We start from the raw sequence: 17,538 nt of genomic DNA on the forward strand, positions 1-17,538 counted from the left end.
ATGACGCGTATCTAGCTTAGTGACTCGGGCACCGGTTGGTGCTCAGAGGGCGTGCAGCGGCTTTCCGGCGAGAGCGAGGAAGGCTTCGCCCAGGGCTTCGCTCTGTGTCGGGTGCGCGTGGATGAGGGGAGCGATGTCTTCGGGATGCGCCTCCCAGGCGACCGCGAGCTGACCCTCGGTGATCAGCTCGCCGACACGGTCGCCGAGCAGGTGAACGCCGATGACCGGCCCGTCCTTGAGCCGGACGACCTTGACCAGGCCGCTCGTTCCGATGATCTCGCTCTTGCCGTTGCCGGCGAGGTTGTACTCGTAGGAGGCGACGGCATCCGCGCCGTGCTCGGTGACCGCAGCGTCTTCTGTCACACCGACCGAGGCGACCTCCGGGCTGGAGTAGGTGACCTTGGGGATCTGCGAGTCGGGGACGTTCACGGGGGAGAGGCCCGCGATGCGCTCCGCAACGGCGATGCCCTGCTGGAAGCCGCGGTGGGCGAGCTGCAGACCGGGGACGATGTCACCGACGGCCCAGACTCCCGGAACCCCTGTGCGCAGATCCTGATCGACTGTCACGAAGCCGCGGTCGAGCTTCACGCCGGCCTCTTCGAACCCGAGGTCCGCCGTGACCGGGCCGCGCCCGACGGCGACGAGCAGGTAGTCGGCGGTGAACTCCTTGCCGTCTTCCAGCGTGACCGTGACCGAGTTCTCGTCCTGGCTCGCGGTCTGGAACCGCACACCGAGCGAATACTGGATGCCGCGGCGGCGGAAGGCGCGCTCGAGGCCCTTGCTCATCGCGATGTCCTCGTTCGGCACGAGGTGCGGAAGCGCCTCGACGATCGTGACCTCGGATCCGAACGAACGCCAGACGCTGGCGAACTCCACTCCGATCACACCCCCGCCGAGCACGAGGACGCGCTCCGGAATGACGTCGAGAGCCAGTGCCTGCTCGCTCGTCAGGATGCGTCCGCCGATCTCCAGACCGGGCAGGGAGCGGCTGTAGGACCCCGTGGCGAGGACGACGTCGGCTCCGACGTAGACGTCATCGCCGACGCTGATGCTGCGATCGGCATTCAGTCGCCCAAAACCGGCGACCGTCGTGATCCCGCGCGCCTTGACGAGGCCTTCGAGTCCCTTGAACTTCTTGGCGACGATCCCCTCCCGGTAGGCACGGACGCCGGCGGGGTCGATGCCGTCCAGCGTGGCCGTGACGCCGACCGACGCGGCGTCGCGCACGTGCTCGGCGACCTCTGCCGCATGCAGCAGTGCCTTCGTCGGGATGCACCCGCGGTGCAGGCAGGTGCCGCCGACCTTGTCCTTCTCGACGAGGGCGACCGACTTGCCGAGCTCGCTGGCACGAAGAGCCGCCGCGTAGCCGCCGCTGCCGCCGCCCAGGACGACGACATCGAAGGTGTGGGTTGTCATGTGTCATGCCTCCTTGTGGGATGCAGCGCCGGGGGATGCTGCGGCGAAGGCGATGATCGATCGGACCATCGCCCCGGTGGGGCCCTTCTCGGTGAAGCCGAACGACGAGCCCCCGTGCTCGCCGGAACCTGCGATGTCGAGGTGCACCCACGGGATCCGCGGAGCATCGTCCGCGTCGGAGGTGCGTCCGACGAAACGGCGGAGGAAGAGGCCCGCGTAGGAGGCACCACCCATGCGATCGCTCATGTTGACGTTCTGCAAGTCCGCGATCGGAGACTCGAGCGACTCCTCCATGTACTCCGGCAGGGGCATGTGCCAGGCGAGTTCATCGGCCTGCTCCGCGGCGGCGAGCAGTTCGGCGACAGTATCGTCGTCGCCGAACACGCCGGTGTGGCGGTGGCCGAGGGCGGCGACGATCGCGCCCGTCAGCGTGGCGACGTCGATGATGACGTCGGGGTGCTCGCGGCTCGCGGCGACGAGCCCGTCGGCCAGTACCAGCCGGCCCTCGGCATCCGTGTTGAGCACCTCGACCGTCGTGCCGTCGAGGATGCGCACCACGTCACCGGGGCGCAGAGCGCGACCCGACGGCATGTTGTCGGTGATGGCGAGCCACGCCGTCACGCGCACGGGGAGTCCGAGCGTCGCGATCGCGCGAAGCGCGGCGAGGCTGGTGGCGGCGCCTGCCATGTCGAACTTCATGCCGACCATGGATGCCGCCGGCTTCAGCGAGAGCCCGCCGGTGTCGAACGTGATGCCCTTGCCGACGAGGGCGATGTGCCGCGTCGCATCGGTCGGCGAGTAGTCGAGGCGCACCAGGCGCGGCGGACGGTCGGAGCCCTGCGCGACACCGAGGATGCCCCCGAAGCCCTGTGCCGCCAGCGCGACCTCGTCGAGGATCTCGACGGTGACGTCGAGGTCGGCGACGCTGTCTGCCGCACTCTGCGCGAGCTGCTCGGGGCTCTGCCACTCGGCCGGCACGTTCACGAGGTTCTTGATCAGCGCGACCGCGTCGCCCGTGGCCTGAGCCCGCGCGATCGACTCATCGCTGATCGCAGCGTGCAGCGTGACGGCGGTCGCCCGGGTCTTGCCCTTCTCAGAGCGGTAGGTGTCGAATCGGTAGCCGCCGAGCACGGCTCCCTCGGCGGCTGCGGTCGCGTACGACTCGAGCCCGCCTGCGAGGGCGACGGCGACGTGATCGAAACCCGTGAGCGACCGGAGGGCGGTCCCGACGGCGTTCCGCACGGCCGTCTCGCCCACGGCCTTGCCGGTGCCGACGACCGCGAAGGGGAGGGAGGTCACCTCGGGTACGTGGACGCGGGCAAAGGAGGACGACGATCCGGTGAAGCCGATCCCGGCGAGAGCGTCGGCGAGGCCGGGGTAGCCGTCGAGCGACTCGGCCGATCCGGAGAGATCGGGGACGACGAGCACTGCGGCATCTGCAGCGCTTCCGGGGAACTGATCAGTGGTGTGCGAGAGCACGGGAAGCGTCATGCCTCCATCCTAGGATCCCCTCCGCGGCACCGGTGCGTGGGCGCGGTCCGCGTGTTCGCTCTCAGCATGACGACCCCAGCCCGGGCATCCGGACCTGCTCGTAGCATGGAGTCATGCCCCTCTCCGGTGAGATCCACGAACGAGTCGCGAACGCCCCGGCGGTACCCCATGGCCTTCCCCTGGTGGTGCTGCTGACCGGCTTCACCGACGCGGGAAGCGCGGTCTCCGGCCTCATCGATCACCTGCGCGAGACGGCGTCGCCGCAACCCGTCGTGGTGTTCGACAACGACGTGCTCCTCGACTATCGCGCTCGTCGCCCGATCATCTCCTTCGATCAGGACCACCTGACGGAGTTCCGTCCCTCCCGTCTCGAACTCTCGCTCGCGACCGACGCACTCGGCCAGCCGTTCCTGCTTCTCGCAGGGTACGAGCCCGACTTCGCGTGGAACGCCTTCGCGCAGACCGTGCTCGATCTCGCGGCTGAATTCGAGGTCTCCGGGCTCAACTGGGTGCACTCGATCGCGATGCCCGTGCCGCACACCCGGCCGATCGGAACGACCGTCAGCGGGAACCGCCGCGAGCTGACAGTCGCGCACTCCGTGTGGCGCCCGCGGACGCAGGTGCCCGCGACAGCCGGACACCTCCTGGAGTTCCGCTTCGTCGAGGCGGGTCATCGCGCCGTGGGCTTCGTGCTCCTGGTGCCGCACTACCTGGCGGAGACCGAGAACCCGGATGCCGTCATCGCGGCCGCCGACAAGCTGATGGCCTCGACCGGTCTCGTCCTGCTTCTGGATGCCGTGCAGGAGCGCCGCGAGGACTATTTCACCCGCGTCGACGAGCAGGTCGCCGGCAACGAGGAGCTGCAGCAGATGGTGCACAACCTCGAGCGCCGCTACGACGCGTACATGGCGGGACGGAACCCGGATGACGACACGTACGACGAGGGCGGGTTCAGCGAACGCGATCTGCCCAGCGCCGACGAGCTCGCCGCGGAGCTGGAGCGCTACCTGGCGTCGCGTCCGTCCGGCGACGACGACAAGCCCGGACGCCGCTGAGACGAATATCCGACAACTTCGCCGGAATGCATCCGCATCGCCACACGTGTGCGATACTAGGAGTCCGACCCGTTGTCAATCGGTGTTTTCGAACACCGGACTTGACAAGGGTCTTACTAGTGTCCGAAATGTCCCGGGGTGGTCCCATAGCCCCGTGAAAGGCGAAACGTGACTCCTGCCACGACGAAGAAAACCCGGACGACGAAGAAGGCCGAAGAGACCGCCGTCGACACCGAGGTCGAGGTCGACGCTCCTGAGAAGCCCGCGCCGCTGAGCGCAGCGAAGCGCGCGGCCGCGAAGCGCGCCCCCGTGAAGAAGAAGAAGTCGGATGACGTCGTCGAAGAGGACGAGACCCCTGTCGCCGCGGTGGAGGACGACGAGGACGAGGACTCCAAGCCCCAGTTCACCGAGCCGCTGCCCACCGGCGCGATCGTCATCTCGTCGAACGACGACGAAGACGTCCCGGTCTACTCGACGCAGATCACCGGCGCGACGGCCGACCCCGTCAAGGACTACCTGAAGCAGATCGGTAAGGTCGCGCTCCTGAACGCGGCCGAAGAGGTCGAGCTCGCGATGCGGATCGAAGCCGGTCTGTTCGCCGAGGAGAAGCTCTCCGCGATGACCGCGGCCGAGAGAACCGGCCAGCTCGGTCTCGACCTGCAGTGGGTCGCCCGCGACGGTCAGCGTGCCAAAAGCCACCTGCTCGGCGCCAACCTCCGCCTCGTCGTCTCGCTCGCGAAGCGCTACACGGGCCGCGGCATGCAGTTCCTGGACCTGATCCAGGAGGGCAACCTCGGTCTCATCCGCGCGGTCGAGAAGTTCGACTACACCAAGGGCTTCAAGTTCTCGACCTACGCGACGTGGTGGATCCGTCAGGCGATCACGCGCGCCATGGCCGACCAGGCCCGCACCATCCGCATCCCGGTGCACATGGTCGAGGTCATCAACAAGCTCGCCCGCGTGCAGCGCCAGATGCTGCAGGACCTGGGCCGCGAACCCACCCCGGAAGAGCTCAGCCGCGAGCTGGACATGACGCCGGAGAAGGTCGTCGAGGTGCAGAAGTACGGCCGCGAGCCCATCTCCCTGCACACGCCCCTCGGCGAGGACGGCGACAGCGAGTTCGGCGACCTCATCGAGGACACCGAGGCGGTCGTGCCGGCAGACGCCGTGGGCTTCACCATGCTGCAGCGTCAGCTCGAGCAGCTGCTCGACTCGCTGTCGGAGCGCGAGGCCGGCGTGATCCGCATGCGCTTCGGCCTCGGCGACGGTCAGCCCAAGACGCTCGACCAGATCGGCGACACCTTCGGCGTGACCCGTGAGCGGATCCGTCAGATCGAGTCGAAGACGATGGCGAAGCTGCGTCACCCGAGTCGTTCGCAGTCGCTGCGGGACTACCTCGAATGAGCCAGGCGAACGACGGCAAGGCGCTCGAGACGAGCGTCGACGGAAAGAGCTTCGCACGGATTCCGCTGCGCACTCGCGTCGTGATGCCCGACGACGATCTCGATGCCATCATCACGGAGTACGCGAAGGACGCCGTGCAGCCGGGCGACCTGCTGTTCGTGACCGAGAAGATCGTCGCGATCACGCAGGGCCGGTCGTACCGTCTCGACGAGATCACGCCGCGCAAGCTGGCGCTCTTCCTGTCGAAGTACGTCACGCGCACGCCGTACGGTATCGGGCTCGGGATGCCGGAGACGATGGAAATGGCGCTCCGCGAGTGCGGCACTCCTCGGATCCTGCTGGCCGCCGCGGTCGCCGCCGTGACCAAGTCACTCGGTCGAAAGGGCGACTTCTACCGCATCGCGGGTGACAAGGCGCGCGCGATCGACGGCCCGACCAAGCACACCATCCCTCCCTATAACGAGGCTGTCGTGCTCGGGCCGAAGGATCCCCGTGGCGTCGCGACGCACCTGAAGGCTCTGCTCGGCGGCGCACTCGAGGTGGCCGTGGTCGACATCAACGACCTCGGCGGCAACATCCTCGGCTCGACGCTCGACAAGGACGGCGAACGTCGTCTGGTGAAGATCCTCGGCGACAACCCGCTCGGCCAGGGCCTGGAGTCCACTCCGCTCGGCATCGTCCGCGCGGTCTGACGCGCCCTTCGTCAGGCTCAGGGACTGAATCGAGGAAGGCCCGGATGCTCAGCATCCGGGCCTTCTTCGCGTCGAGCTGAGGAGTCAGAACCCGATGACCTCGCGATAGCGCGGTTTGTGACCGGTGCGGATGCCGGTGACGCTGGGCTTGTTCTCGTAGACGCCGGCGCCCCAGTTGCCCTCCACCAGCACAGGGCCGTCGGGAGTCACCACGACGTCCCACCCGACGTACTGGACCTGCGGCACGACGCGGGCGACCTCGTCGATGAACGCGCGCACCTCGTCGATGTAGGGGAGTTGGAAATCGGCGATCCGGAAGCCGGAATCCGGGTGGGTCTCGTGCACGTGACCGTGGGAGTCGTATCCGGCCCCGACGGAGCGGCCGTTCTCGTCGAGCATCGTGTAGAAGCCACCGAACGTCATCTGATCGCTCACCGCTCCGCGGCCGAACTTCTGGGCCATCGCCAGGATGTGCGCCTTCTCGCCGTCGAAGAACGCGGTGATGCGGGTGGTGTTCACGGTTCCGGGGCAGACGGCGGCGAGGGCGTCGTGCTGACGGATGACCTCTTCGATCAGCAGCTCGCCGCGGCTCAGCAGTCCGCGGTGGAATTCGTCCCAGTCGGTGATCTCTGCGGCGTGATAGCGGTGCACTCCGGTGCCGGCCTGGCCGACCGGCTCCTTCGTGACGATCGTCCCGAGTCGCTGCGTGAGCTCTCGCACGGCATCCGCATTGCCCTCCTCGACGACCAGCCAGTCACGGTGGAGATGCTGCGCGAAGTGCCGGTTAAACTCGATCTTGTCCTGGAAGATCCAGCGGAAGTCGGGGTGGTCGTACCGCTGCGAGAGCTGGTTCGAGACGGGGTGCGTCATGAACGTCTCGCGCTCCGTCTTGGTGAGCATCGCGAAGTCGTAGTCGATGTAGTCCTGGAAGCCGACGTTGTGCCGAGCGGCCGACCACAGCATGTCGACGACGATCGCGGGAACCGCCTTGTGGTGCTGCTCCGACGCCTCCTTGGCTCGCTCCATCACCGATCCGACATCGATGCGGCGGGCGCGTCCCAGCAGATAGCGGATGCGGGGCGCGAGGGAAAGACGTGACATGAGGCTCCGAGGGTAGGGGTCCCGACCAGTCTACGGGGGCTCGCAGAACAACCTGGGAAGGCGGAAGCTAGGGTGGAAAGCGTGTGTGAGACGACTTCCAGCGCCCTGCCGCGTGCCGTGATCTCCCGCTCGGCTCTCGCCGCAGCGGCATCCGCCGCCGTAGCTGCCGGAGGATACACCGCCGATCTGCGCAGAGACGCCTGGGGGCACGGCGTGCTCTCCATCGCACAGGCGGTGACGGGCGCGGGCGCCGACCGTGTGCTCGTCGATTCCGAGGGAGAGGTCGACACGCTGCGGCTCGAGGGGATCACCGGGGTGACGTCGGGCGTCCCGGACATCGACTCCTCGCTGCTCTACGGTCTCCCGGACGACGACGGGGTGCTCGCTCTGCGACCCGTCATGCGCCTGACCGGGCGCGTGCTCTCGACGAAGAGGCTCAGACGGGGAGATGCCGTCTCATACGGCTACACCTATCGCGCACCGAAGGACACCGTCGTCGCGCTCGTCACGGGCGGGTACGCGCAGGGCATCGTCCGTGCTCTCGGCAATCGGGCGCACGTCGAGGTGGACGGCACCTCCCGGCCCATCGTCGGCCGTGTGGCCATGGACGTGTGCGTCGTCGACCTCGCGGGGAAAGACGTCGCGCCGGGCGCCGAGGTCACCTACTTCGGGGGAACCGGTCCTGCTGCGCCGTCTCTCGCTCGCTGGGCCGCGATCACCGGTATGACCGTGCCGGAGCTGGTCACGGTGGCCGGCGCGCACGCTGCCCGGGGGTGGGAGTCATGACTCGGCCGGAGTTGCGGATCAGCAGCGCGATCTTCCGCGCGAACATCCAGGCGGTCCGAGAACGCATCACCCCGTCCGCCCTGATGCTCGTGCTGAAGGACGACGCCTACGGGCACGGGCTGCGTTGGGCCGTCGAGACAGCCCTGGATGCCGGCGTCGAGTGGTTCGGGAGCTACGACATCCGCAGCGCCCTGGACGTGCGCCGCATCGCGGGGGAGGCGAGGATCTTCGCCTGGGCCACCTCGACCGACGACGAGATCGACGAGGCGCTCGCGCGGGACGTCGACCTGGGCGTCGGCAGCGTCGAGTATCTGCGGCGGATCATCGCCCGGGCTGCGGTGCTCGGCGTCAGCGCCCGCGTGCACCTGAAGATCGACACGGGCCTCCATCGCAACGGCGTGCTGCCGGAGAACTGGGAGTCGGCCGTTTCCGAGGCCAGAGACGCCGAGCAGCTCGGTCACGTCGTCCTGGTCGGGATCTGGAGTCACATCGCCGAGGCCAGCGACGCGGAGGACGACGAGGCGCAGGCCGTCTTCCTGGATGCGGTGCGCATCGCGGGGGGCTTCGGGGCGGCGCCTCTCCTCCTGCACCTCACGGCCTCAGCCGCCTCGTGGTGGCGTCCGGAGCTGCGCGGCACCGTGTCACGCATCGGCGCGTTCTGCTACGGCATCCGTTCCGCCGACGGTCCGGAACTCGAGGGTCTGCGTCCGGTGGCGTCGCTGACCGCCGTCGTGGAGGAACTCGTCGACGGTGCGGCCATGCTGTCGATCGGGAGCTTCGATGGTCTGCCCTCCACGCTCTCCGGCGCGCCGGTCGGCACGCCCGGCGGCAGGCGCACACTCCTCGACATCGGTCAGACGACCGCCAGGGTCGAGGGATGGCCGGGGATGAGCGTCGGCGACGAGGTCACGCTCTTCGGCGCGGGCGACTCGGGCGAGGTGGGTGCGACTGCCCTGGCGGAGCGGATCGACACCGTCGGCGAGGAGATCCTCACCCGGCTCAGTCCGCGGGTCCGCAGAGTCATCCAGGAATGAGAAGACTCCGGGCTGCGCCAGAGCGCAACCCGGAGTCGGAAGTCTGCCGGAATCGAATATCCGCCGGCGTCGGACGACAGCTGTCGGTCAGACCGTCTCGACGAGGCGAGCGCTCTCGTCGTGCCAGCTCGTCGCGATGCTGCGGAGCTTCTCTTCGTACTTGCGGCCATGGTGGGCGCAGAAGAGGAGTTCGGATCCGTTGACCTCTGCGGCGATGTACGCCTGAGCGCCGCAGGAATCACAGCGATCCATCGCCGTCAGACGGAACTCGAAGGCGGTGGCCTCACGTTCGGTTGTTGCATTCATCTCGGTGCCTCCTCGGGTGTCGGCCTCGCTGTGGGTCGTGCTCAATACAACCACGCTGCACCTGTAGGCATGCCCGGATCACGGCGTGTTTCGCTCAGCGCGTACGCGATCGGCGCGGGCTGCGGCCCGGTGGGGAGTGTCTGCGGCTCCCGAGTGGGCGGCGAGAATAGACTCGGAGATTGTGACCGCCGAGTATTCCGCCCATCATCTCCAGGTGCTTGAAGGACTCGAGGCTGTCCGCAAGCGCCCCGGCATGTACATCGGATCGAACGGATCCGCGGGGCTCATGCACTGCCTCTGGGAGATCATCGACAACGCCGTGGACGAGGCCGTCGACGGCAACGGCGACAAGATCGATGTGATCCTCCATGACGACGGCAGTGTCGAGGTGCACGACCGCGGCCGCGGCATCCCGGTCGACATCGAACCGCGCACGGGGCTGAGCGGCGTCGAGGTGGTCTTCACCAAGCTGCACGCCGGTGGCAAGTTCGGCGGCGGGTCCTATGCGGCGTCGGGAGGCCTGCACGGCGTGGGCGCTTCTGTCGTGAATGCGCTCTCGGAGCGGCTCGACGTCGAGGTCGACCGCGGCGGGAAGGTCTACGCGATGTCGTTCCACCGCGGCGAGCCGGGGATCTTCAGCGACTCGGGGGAGAAGCGGCCGGACGCGCCGTTCCGCCCCTTCGAGGACAAGAGCGAGCTGCGGGTCGTCGGAAAGGCGCCTCGCGGCACCTCGGGTACGCGCATCCGCTACTGGGCGGATCGTCAGATCTTCACGAAGGACGCGGCTTTCCAGCTCGGCGAGCTCGAGACACGGGCTCGTCAGACCGCGTTCCTCGTCCCGGGGCTCGAGATCGTCGTCCGCGATGACCGTGCGCTGAAAGGTCAGGCCGCGTCTGCGCTCGTCGAAGGGGGCGACAGCGGCGCTGTCGCGGAGACTCCGCGAGAGATCTCGTACCGCTACGAGGGCGGCATCTCCGAGTTCGTGGACTACCTCGCGACCGACCCGCCGGTGACGGACAACTGGCGCATCCAGGGCGAAGGCACCTTCAAGGAGACCGTGCCCGTCCTCCAGGCAGACGGACACATGGTCGCCACGGAGGTCGAGCGCGTGTGCGCGGTCGACCTGGCGATGCGCTGGGGGACCGGCTACGACACCACGGTGCGTTCCTTCGTGAACATCATCTCGACGCCGAAGGGCGGCACGCACCAGCAGGGTTTCGAGCAGGAGCTCCTCAAGGTGCTGCGTGCGCAGGTGGAGCAGAACGCACGTCGCCTGAAGGTGGGCAACGACAAGCTCGAGAAGGACGACGTGCTCGCCGGTCTCACGGCGGTGCTCACCGTCAACGTGCCGGAGCCGCAGTTCGAGGGACAGACCAAGGAGATCCTCGGCACTCCCGCGGTGCGCCAGATCGTCGCGCAGGTGATCCGCAAGGACCTCGCGCAGCGTTTCACCTCGACCAAGCGCGACGACAAGAACCAGGCGTCGCAGCTGCTCGACAAGATCGTCTCCGAGATGAAGGCGCGCGTCTCAGCCCGCGCCCACAAGGAGACGCAGCGCCGCAAGAACGCGCTCGAGTCCTCGACGCTGCCGACCAAGCTCGTGGACTGCCGCACCAACGAGGTGGAGCGCAGCGAGCTCTTCATCGTCGAGGGCGACTCGGCGCTCGGCACGGCCAAGAACGCGCGCAACAGCGAGTTCCAAGCTTTGCTGCCCATCCGCGGCAAGATCCTCAACGTGCAGAAGGCCTCGGTGAGCGACATGCTGTCGAACACCGAGTGCGCGTCGATCATCCAGGTGATCGGGGCCGGTTCCGGCCGCACGTTCGACATCGACGCCGCACGCTACGGCAAGGTGATCCTGATGAGCGACGCCGACGTCGACGGCGCGCACATCCGCACCCTGCTCCTCACCCTGTTCTTCCGGTACATGCGTCCGCTCATCGAGCACGGCCGCGTCTTCGCCGCCGTGCCGCCGCTGCACCGGGTGATCGTGATGAACCCCGGCTCGAAGCCGAACGAGACGATCTACACCTACAGCGAGCAGGAGATGCACGCTCTGCTGACCAAGCTGCGCAAGTCCGGCAAGCGCTGGCACGAGCCGATCCAGCGCTACAAGGGCCTCGGCGAGATGGATGCCGAGCAGCTGGCGAACACGACCATGGACCGTTCCGGCCGTCTGCTGCGCCGGGTGCGGATGGAGGATGCCGAGGCGGCCGAAGAGGCCGCCCGCGTGTTCGAGTTGCTCATGGGCAATGAGGTCGCGCCCCGTCGCGAGTTCATCATCGATTCCTCCGGACGGCTGTCGCGCGAGGCGATCGACGCCTGATCCGGTTCAGCGGACGGTGGCGAGTGCCGCCTCGTAGACGCTGACCGGGGCGGCGCGGTGCGTCGTCTGCGCGACGTCCACCGGGCGGGTGTCGCGGAGACACCGTGAATCTCTGCGGCACGGCCGCCGGGCTCACCGCGAACGTGCTCGCGCAGCGTCTGACGAGATCAGCCGCCGCACCCTCAGACGATGGTGCGACCGATGCTCCCGATCACTCCGTCGATGGGCTGACCGGAGGCGTCGCGGCGGGCGCCGACCTCAGGCAGCTTTCGGACGGCGCCGGTCGGATCGACGGCCTGCGCAGGATTCGGTCCCACCCAGGCGACCGTAAGCCGGTCCTCGCCCTTCAGGAACGAGTGCGCCCGCACTCCGCCGGTGGCGCGACCTTTCGCGGGGTACTCCGTGAACGCGGTGACCTTCGCGCGTCCAGGGTCGGTGCCGGGGAGGATGCTGTCGCCACCCGAGACCGTCGCCACGACGGCGTCGGCACCGGGGGCCACCACGCCGAAGAACAGGACGGAGGCACCCGCGCCGAGCTTGACCCCGGCCATGCCGCCCGCGGGCGCGCCCTGCGGACGGACGGCGGATGCCGTGAAGTGCAGCAGCTGCGCGTCGGTCGTCAGGAACACCAGCTCGGAGTCGTCCGGCGCCTCGGCGGCGCCGACGACGGTGTCGCCGGGCTTCATGCCGATCACCTCGAGCTCGGGTTTCACCGGCAGGCCGGCCGGGACGATGCGCTTGACCGTGCCCTGCGCCGTGCCGAGCGCGATCGGGGTCTCGCTGTCGAAGCGGACGAAGCCGAGAATCCGCTCGTTCTTGGAGAGCAGGCCGAGGTAGTCGCGCAGCGGCGTCCCGGCAGCGAGCTGCACGGACGACGGCGGGACCGACGGAAGGTCGACGGGGGAGAAGCGCATGACGCGCCCCGCGCTGGTCAGCGCACCGATCTCGGCACGGACCGTGGTCTCGACGGTCGCGAGGATCGCGTCGTGCTTGCTTCGGCGCGCCGGAACGCTGAGCTCCTGGCCCTCGCCGAGGTCGATGCGCACGGCTCGGCCCGTCGTCGACAGCACCAGCACCGTCGGAGCGTCGGCGATCTGCAGGTCGACGGCTCCCTTCGCGGCTCGCGGCTTCGGGGGCGCGGCGTTCATCAGCAGCGTGCGGCGCGGCGTGCCGTAGGCGTCGGCGGCGGCGTCCAGCTCCCGGGCGACGACGGCGCGGAGGAGCACCGGACTGTCGAGCAGTTCGCGCAGGGCGGCGATCTCGGCCAGCAGGGAGTCGCGCTCGGCCTCCAGCTCGATCAGGGAGAACTTGGTGAGCCGCCGAAGTCGAAGTTCGAGGATGTACTCGGCCTGCAGCTCGCTCAGGTCGAATACCGAGCGCAGCCGCGTGCGGGCCTGCTCGGAGTCGTCGGACGAGCGGATGACCTGGATGACCTCGTCGATGTCGAGGATCGCGACCAGCAGGCCCTCGACGAGGTGCAGGCGCTCCTCGCGGCGAGCCAGCCGGTAGCGGCTGCGTCGAGTGATGACCTCGAGCCGGTGGCCCACGTAGACGCTCAGCATCTCCTTGAGCCCGAGCGTGCGCGGCTGGCCGTCGACGAGGGCGACGTTGTTGATGCTGAAGGAGTCCTCCAGCGGAGTCAGCCGGTACAGCTGATCGAGCACGGCGTTCGGGTCGAAGCCCGTCTTGATGCCGATGGCCACGCGCAGACCGTGGTTGCGGTCGGTGAGGTCGGTGACGTCGCTGATGCCCTGCAGCTTCTTCGATTGCACCGCGTCGCGGATCTTCTCGATGAGGCGCTCGGGGCCGACCATGTACGGCAGCTCGGACACGATGATGCCGGTCCGCCGCGGGCCGAGCGGTTCGATAGAGACCTTGCCGCGCACCTTGAGGGCACCGCGACCGTTCGTGTAGGCGTCCTTGACCCCGTCGAGTCCCATCAGGATGCCGCCGGAGGGGAAGTCCGGTCCCGGGACGAACTCCATGAGCTCTTCCGTCGTAGCATCGGGGTTCTCGAGCAGATACGTCGCCGCAGCCACGACCTCGATGAGGTTGTGGGGCGCCATGTTCGTCGCCATGCCGACGGCGATTCCGCTGGCGCCGTTGACCAGGAGGTTCGGGAACGCCGCGGGCAGGACGGCGGGCTGCTGGAACTGACCGTCGTAGTTGGGGATGAAGTCGACGACGTCCTCGTCGAGGTTCTCGGTGAGGGCCATCGCGGGCGGGGCGAGGCGGGCCTCGGTGTAGCGCGCGGCGGCGGGACCGTCGTCGAGAGAGCCGAAGTTGCCGTGTCCGTCGACGAGCGGCACGCGCAGCGCCCACTCCTGCGCGAGACGCACCAGCGCGTCGTAGATGGCGGTGTCGCCGTGCGGGTGCAGCTTTCCCATGACTTCGCCGACGACGCGGGCGCTCTTCACGTGCCCGCGGTCGGGCCGCAGGCCCATCTCCGACATCTGGTACAGGATGCGGCGCTGCACGGGCTTCAGGCCGTCGCGCGCGTCGGGCAGAGCGCGCGAGTAGATGACCGAGTACGCGTATTCGAGGAACGAGCCCTGCATCTCGCTGGAGAGGTCGATGTCCTGGATGCGTTCCGGGGCGAGCTCGGGCGGCGGGGTTTTCGGCATGGACTTCCTGGGGGCGTGAAGGAGCCTGTGTCAGACTGGCTCGGATGTCACTCATGCTACCTTCCGAGTCGCCCAGTGCCCGGAGCGTCGTCGGGGTGGCGGGCGACCTGTTCGCCGCGCTCCGAGGCGAGTCCGAGACGCTGCCGCGTGCCGAATCAGTCGTTCTGGTGGTGATCGACGGGCTCGGTGCGATCAGCCTGCGCGCACACGCCGGCCACGCCCGCGCGCTGACGATGGGAATGACGAAGCGCGATGTCGCGTACTCGGTCTTCCCATCGACGACGGCGGCCGCGCTCACCAGCATCGTCACGGGCGTGTGGCCGGGCGAGCACGGCCTGGTCGGGTATCGCGTGCTCGATCCGAGCCGCGACGTACTCGTGAATCAGCTGAGCGGTTGGGAGACCGACGGGATCGACCCGCTCACCTGGCAACCCGCGTCGACGATCTTCGAGCGCGCCGCGGCCAGCGGCCACGCGAGTTTCGCCGTGGGGGTGGCCGCCTACGCCCGCAGCGGATTCACGAAAGCGACGCTGCGAGGAGCCGAGTTCGTGGCCGCGACGACGCCGGCAGATCGAGTGGCGACGGCGTACGACCTCGCGGAGCGGCATCCGGGATCCCTGGTCTACTGCTACCTGCCGGAGGTCGACAAGGCCGGACACAAGCACGGGGTCGACTCCGGCGAGTGGGTGACCGCGCTGGAAGACATCGACGCGGCGCTCTCAGCACGCGTGCCGCCCGGCGTCGGCGTCCTCGTCACGTCAGATCACGGAATGGTCGATGTGCCGGCGAATCGGCAGGTCGTGCTGGAGGAGGAGCACCTCGTCGGCATCCGGCATGTCGGCGGAGAGCCGCGGATGCTGCACGCCTACCTGCATGCGGATGCCGACGCCGCGGCCGTGACCGCGCGCTGGCGCGCCGACCTCGAGGGCCTCGCGGACGTCATCACCCGCGAGGACGCCATCCGTCTCGGACTCTTCGGCCCCATGGTCACCGCCGCGGCTTCCTCGCGGATCGGCGACATCATGGCTGTAGCCCGAGGCGCGGGCGCGGTGTACGACGGCACGGCGGCCGATCAGCGCGGACGAGGCATGGTCGGTCAGCACGGAGCCCTCACCCCGGAGGAGCGTCAGGTTCCGCTGGTCAGGCTCGGAACCTTCGCGCGGTGAGCCGCGCCGGCGCTGCCGGTCATTCGTCGGTGCGCGCCCCGAACACGATCTCGTCCCACGTGGGCATGGCGTTCCGGCGTCGACGGCGACCGCCGGACTCCGCAGAATCCGACGATGAAGTCTGCGGTGCGGGTTCGGGAGACTGCGGCTCGTCGGTCGGCTGATCGAACCCTTCGAACAGCGCGATCGGGGTCTGATCGTCCCGGTCCGCCCGCTCCTCGTGATCGACATCGTCGACGAGGGGTGCGGTCTCGCGCTGTCCGCGCCGGCGACGGAGCGCCTCGAGCAGGTCGGCGGTCTCCGGATTCGTCTTCTGGGACTCGGGCGCGCGGTTGATCGCCGCATCCTGCGCCGCGGCATTCGAGCGCTCCGGCAGCGACGGTTCTTCCGCGCTGCTCTCGGGGTTCGGGAGCAGTCGAGGACCGAAGGCACCGGAATCGAACCTGCTCTCGTCCTTGTACGGCGACGTCGTGCGCTCGTGATCGACCGCGCGAAGGCGGGGGATGAGCCCTTCCGGAAGAGAACCCTGACGGGAGAGCTGGGTCGCGTCGGCGTTGAGCGGCGAGAGGGCGCTGCGGCGCGGGTCGAAACTCCACCGTGCATCGTGCTCGACGTCGTTCGCGGTGAACTCCAGCTTGATGACCCAGCCGGAGTCCTCCTTCCAACTCGCCCAGCGCTCCGAGGAGGCGGCGACCTCAGCGAGCTTGTCGCGCACTGCGGCACCGAAGGTGGGCTGCGCGTCGGGCTCGACCTCGCTGCCGATGAGGACGGGAACGGCGAGCGCCTGCCCGATGATGTGTTCACGCTCCGCGAGGACCGGACCCTCGAACCGCGCCACGTCGTCGACGCTGATGCCCAGGAGCTCGGCCACCTCGACGGCGGTGAGTCCGGCACGGATCTGAGCCTGGATGTCGCGAGGACTCGCGGCGAGTCGGTGACCGGCGGGTTCGGCCTGGCGAGTGGCGCGTCGGATCTCGCGCTGCAGCATGTCGTCGATGGGCAGCGCGAAGCGCTCGCCCGACTCGGTGGCGAGTACGAGCAGTCCTGCCTCTGTGCCGACGATGGTGACGTTTTCCATGCGAATGCCCCTCTGATGGGTGTGCGTTCATGGTGTCACGCGACGGCCGCCGCGAGCGGGAATACCCTGGGCGTGCCGTCAGTTTGGTATGTCGCACGGACCGGCATTTGCTTATTGCGTTCGGGTCGTGCAAACTATGGCCGCCGATCACCCCACGGCGCACCACCCACTCGCACCATGAAAGTGGAGATTTACCGCATGGCAACCGATTATGACGCTCCCCGAAAGACTGAAGACGACTCCGAGTCGATCGAAGCTCTCAAGGAGCGTGTGCCGGACAAGCTCTCCGGCTCGAGCGGGGACGAGGACTCCGACAACCCGTCGAGTTTCGATCTCCCGGGTGCCGACCTCTCCGACCTCGAACTCGACGTCGTCGTGCTGCCCGCGCAGCAGGACGAATTCACGTGCATGAGTTGCTTCCTCGTGAAGCACCAGTCACAGCTCGACCACGAGGGCGCATCCGGGCCCATCTGCAAGGAGTGCGCTGCGTAAGCAGTCCTCTGAGCGACGTCTCACGCGCCCCCGATCATCGCGATCAGGGGCGCGCTGTCGTTGAGGGCCGCTTCGTGTGAGTGCGGAGGATGTCTCAGCGCGCGGCGCGGATGGCGGCGGCGAGACGGTCCGGCGTCCGGCTGGAGATCGTCCACGCCTGGACCGGGTCGCCCTGGTCGGTGTTCGGGACGACGACAAGGCCGTCGATACCGCCGCGGATCAGGTGCCAGCCGCGAGCGGGAAGCCCGGGGCCGCGTGCCTGGCGGGCGTCGTCGCCGGTGAGTGCCACCGGTTCGCCGAGGAACCGGACATCGATGTGCGCGCGGCCGGCGCGCAACGTCGACCCGTCCACGGAGATGACGGGCGTGGCCGCGATGCAACCCGCGACCAGGAGCGCCGAGACGGCTGCACCGACGATCAGTGCGACGGTCGAGCCGACTGGCACGAAGATCAGCGAGACCATGGGCCCGGCGAGTGCGACGGTGACGAGCAGCCGGAGGCTGGGAGCGAGCCGTTCGCGATAGCGCGGGCGTGCGTCTGTGGGGGTGTTCTGCATTAGCCTCATGG

Annotated in this window: 15 protein-coding genes; 8 read left to right on the forward strand and 7 right to left on the reverse strand. The window is 68.5% G+C overall.

The genetic code is table 11. The annotated features are described in order from the left end of the window. Positions 1-42: 42 nt before the first annotated feature. On the reverse strand, positions 43-1,416 hold the full coding sequence (gene lpdA, locus RS85_RS06980) for a dihydrolipoyl dehydrogenase (protein WP_046012720.1): 1,374 nt from the start codon (positions 1,414-1,416) through the stop codon (positions 43-45). A 3-nt stretch (positions 1,417-1,419) separates the two neighbouring features. Then, positions 1,420-2,907: a leucyl aminopeptidase gene (locus RS85_RS06985; protein WP_046012721.1), complete on the reverse strand. Its 1,488-nt coding sequence runs from the start codon at positions 2,905-2,907 to the stop codon at positions 1,420-1,422. A 113-nt stretch (positions 2,908-3,020) separates the two neighbouring features. Here RS85_RS06985 and RS85_RS06990 point away from each other — a divergent pair, with 113 nt between their 5' ends. The 3 genes from RS85_RS06990 to RS85_RS07000 all read left to right on the forward strand — a co-directional run bounded on the left by RS85_RS06990 (position 3,021) and on the right by RS85_RS07000 (position 6,058). Then, positions 3,021-3,962 carry a proteasome assembly chaperone family protein gene (locus RS85_RS06990; RefSeq protein ID WP_046012722.1) on the forward strand — a complete coding sequence of 314 codons (942 nt, stop codon included), beginning with the start codon at positions 3,021-3,023 and terminating at the stop codon, positions 3,960-3,962. Positions 3,963-4,130: 168 nt separating this feature from the next. Then, positions 4,131-5,366, forward strand: a complete 1,236-nt coding sequence (locus tag RS85_RS06995; RefSeq protein WP_046012723.1) for an RNA polymerase sigma factor — start codon at positions 4,131-4,133, stop codon at positions 5,364-5,366. Then, a complete protein-coding gene (locus RS85_RS07000; RefSeq protein ID WP_046012724.1) occupies positions 5,363-6,058 on the forward strand; it encodes a coenzyme F420-0:L-glutamate ligase in 696 nt (231 codons plus the stop codon). The genes RS85_RS06995 and RS85_RS07000 overlap by 4 nt, the downstream gene beginning before the upstream one ends. A gap of 84 nt (positions 6,059-6,142) precedes the next feature. On the opposite strand, the gene RS85_RS07005 is transcribed toward RS85_RS07000, so the two are convergent. Then, entirely contained in the window at positions 6,143-7,159 is a 1,017-nt protein-coding gene (locus tag RS85_RS07005) for a sugar-transfer associated ATP-grasp domain-containing protein (RefSeq protein WP_046012725.1), read from the reverse strand. Between the two features lie 81 nt (positions 7,160-7,240). On the opposite strand from RS85_RS07005, the gene RS85_RS07010 reads away from it, so the two are divergent. Beyond that, positions 7,241-7,945 (forward strand): alanine racemase, encoded by a 705-nt coding sequence (locus RS85_RS07010; RefSeq protein ID WP_235282365.1) that lies wholly within the window; start codon positions 7,241-7,243, stop codon positions 7,943-7,945. Beyond that, complete coding sequence (locus RS85_RS07015) at positions 7,942-8,979, forward strand: alanine racemase (RefSeq protein WP_046012726.1); 1,038 nt, start codon at positions 7,942-7,944, stop codon at positions 8,977-8,979. The genes RS85_RS07010 and RS85_RS07015 overlap by 4 nt, the downstream gene beginning before the upstream one ends. Before the next feature lie 87 nt (positions 8,980-9,066). Here RS85_RS07015 and RS85_RS07020 read toward each other — a convergent pair whose 3' ends face one another. Next, positions 9,067-9,285, reverse strand: a complete 219-nt coding sequence (locus tag RS85_RS07020; protein ID WP_046012727.1) for a DUF7455 domain-containing protein — start codon at positions 9,283-9,285, stop codon at positions 9,067-9,069. A gap of 181 nt (positions 9,286-9,466) precedes the next feature. On the opposite strand from RS85_RS07020, the gene RS85_RS07025 reads away from it, so the two are divergent. Beyond that, positions 9,467-11,611, forward strand: coding sequence for a DNA gyrase/topoisomerase IV subunit B (locus tag RS85_RS07025; RefSeq protein WP_082087523.1), 2,145 nt, complete (start codon positions 9,467-9,469; stop codon positions 11,609-11,611). Between the two features lie 182 nt (positions 11,612-11,793). Here RS85_RS07025 and RS85_RS07030 read toward each other — a convergent pair whose 3' ends face one another. Next, positions 11,794-14,235, reverse strand: a complete 2,442-nt coding sequence (locus tag RS85_RS07030; protein ID WP_046012728.1) for a DNA gyrase/topoisomerase IV subunit A — start codon at positions 14,233-14,235, stop codon at positions 11,794-11,796. A gap of 44 nt (positions 14,236-14,279) precedes the next feature. Here RS85_RS07030 and RS85_RS07035 point away from each other — a divergent pair, with 44 nt between their 5' ends. Further along, the gene (locus RS85_RS07035; protein ID WP_046012729.1) at positions 14,280-15,401 is read left to right on the forward strand and encodes an alkaline phosphatase family protein; all 1,122 of its coding nucleotides are present in this window, start codon (positions 14,280-14,282) and stop codon (positions 15,399-15,401) included. A 19-nt stretch (positions 15,402-15,420) separates the two neighbouring features. Here RS85_RS07035 and sepH read toward each other — a convergent pair whose 3' ends face one another. Next, complete coding sequence (sepH, locus tag RS85_RS07040; protein ID WP_046012730.1) at positions 15,421-16,479, reverse strand: septation protein SepH; 1,059 nt, start codon at positions 16,477-16,479, stop codon at positions 15,421-15,423. Positions 16,480-16,677: 198 nt separating this feature from the next. On the opposite strand from sepH, the gene RS85_RS07045 reads away from it, so the two are divergent. Then, positions 16,678-16,971, forward strand: coding sequence for a DUF4193 domain-containing protein (locus RS85_RS07045; protein ID WP_046012731.1), 294 nt, complete (start codon positions 16,678-16,680; stop codon positions 16,969-16,971). Positions 16,972-17,065: 94 nt separating this feature from the next. Here the strand turns inward: RS85_RS07045 and RS85_RS07050 are convergent, their stop codons facing one another. Continuing rightward, the gene (locus RS85_RS07050; protein ID WP_046012732.1) at positions 17,066-17,527 is read right to left on the reverse strand and encodes a DUF3093 domain-containing protein; all 462 of its coding nucleotides are present in this window, start codon (positions 17,525-17,527) and stop codon (positions 17,066-17,068) included. Positions 17,528-17,538 lie beyond the last annotated feature (11 nt).

The sequence above is a fragment of the Microbacterium sp. SA39 genome (assembly GCF_000967865.1).
GTDB lineage: Bacteria > Actinomycetota > Actinomycetes > Actinomycetales > Microbacteriaceae > Microbacterium.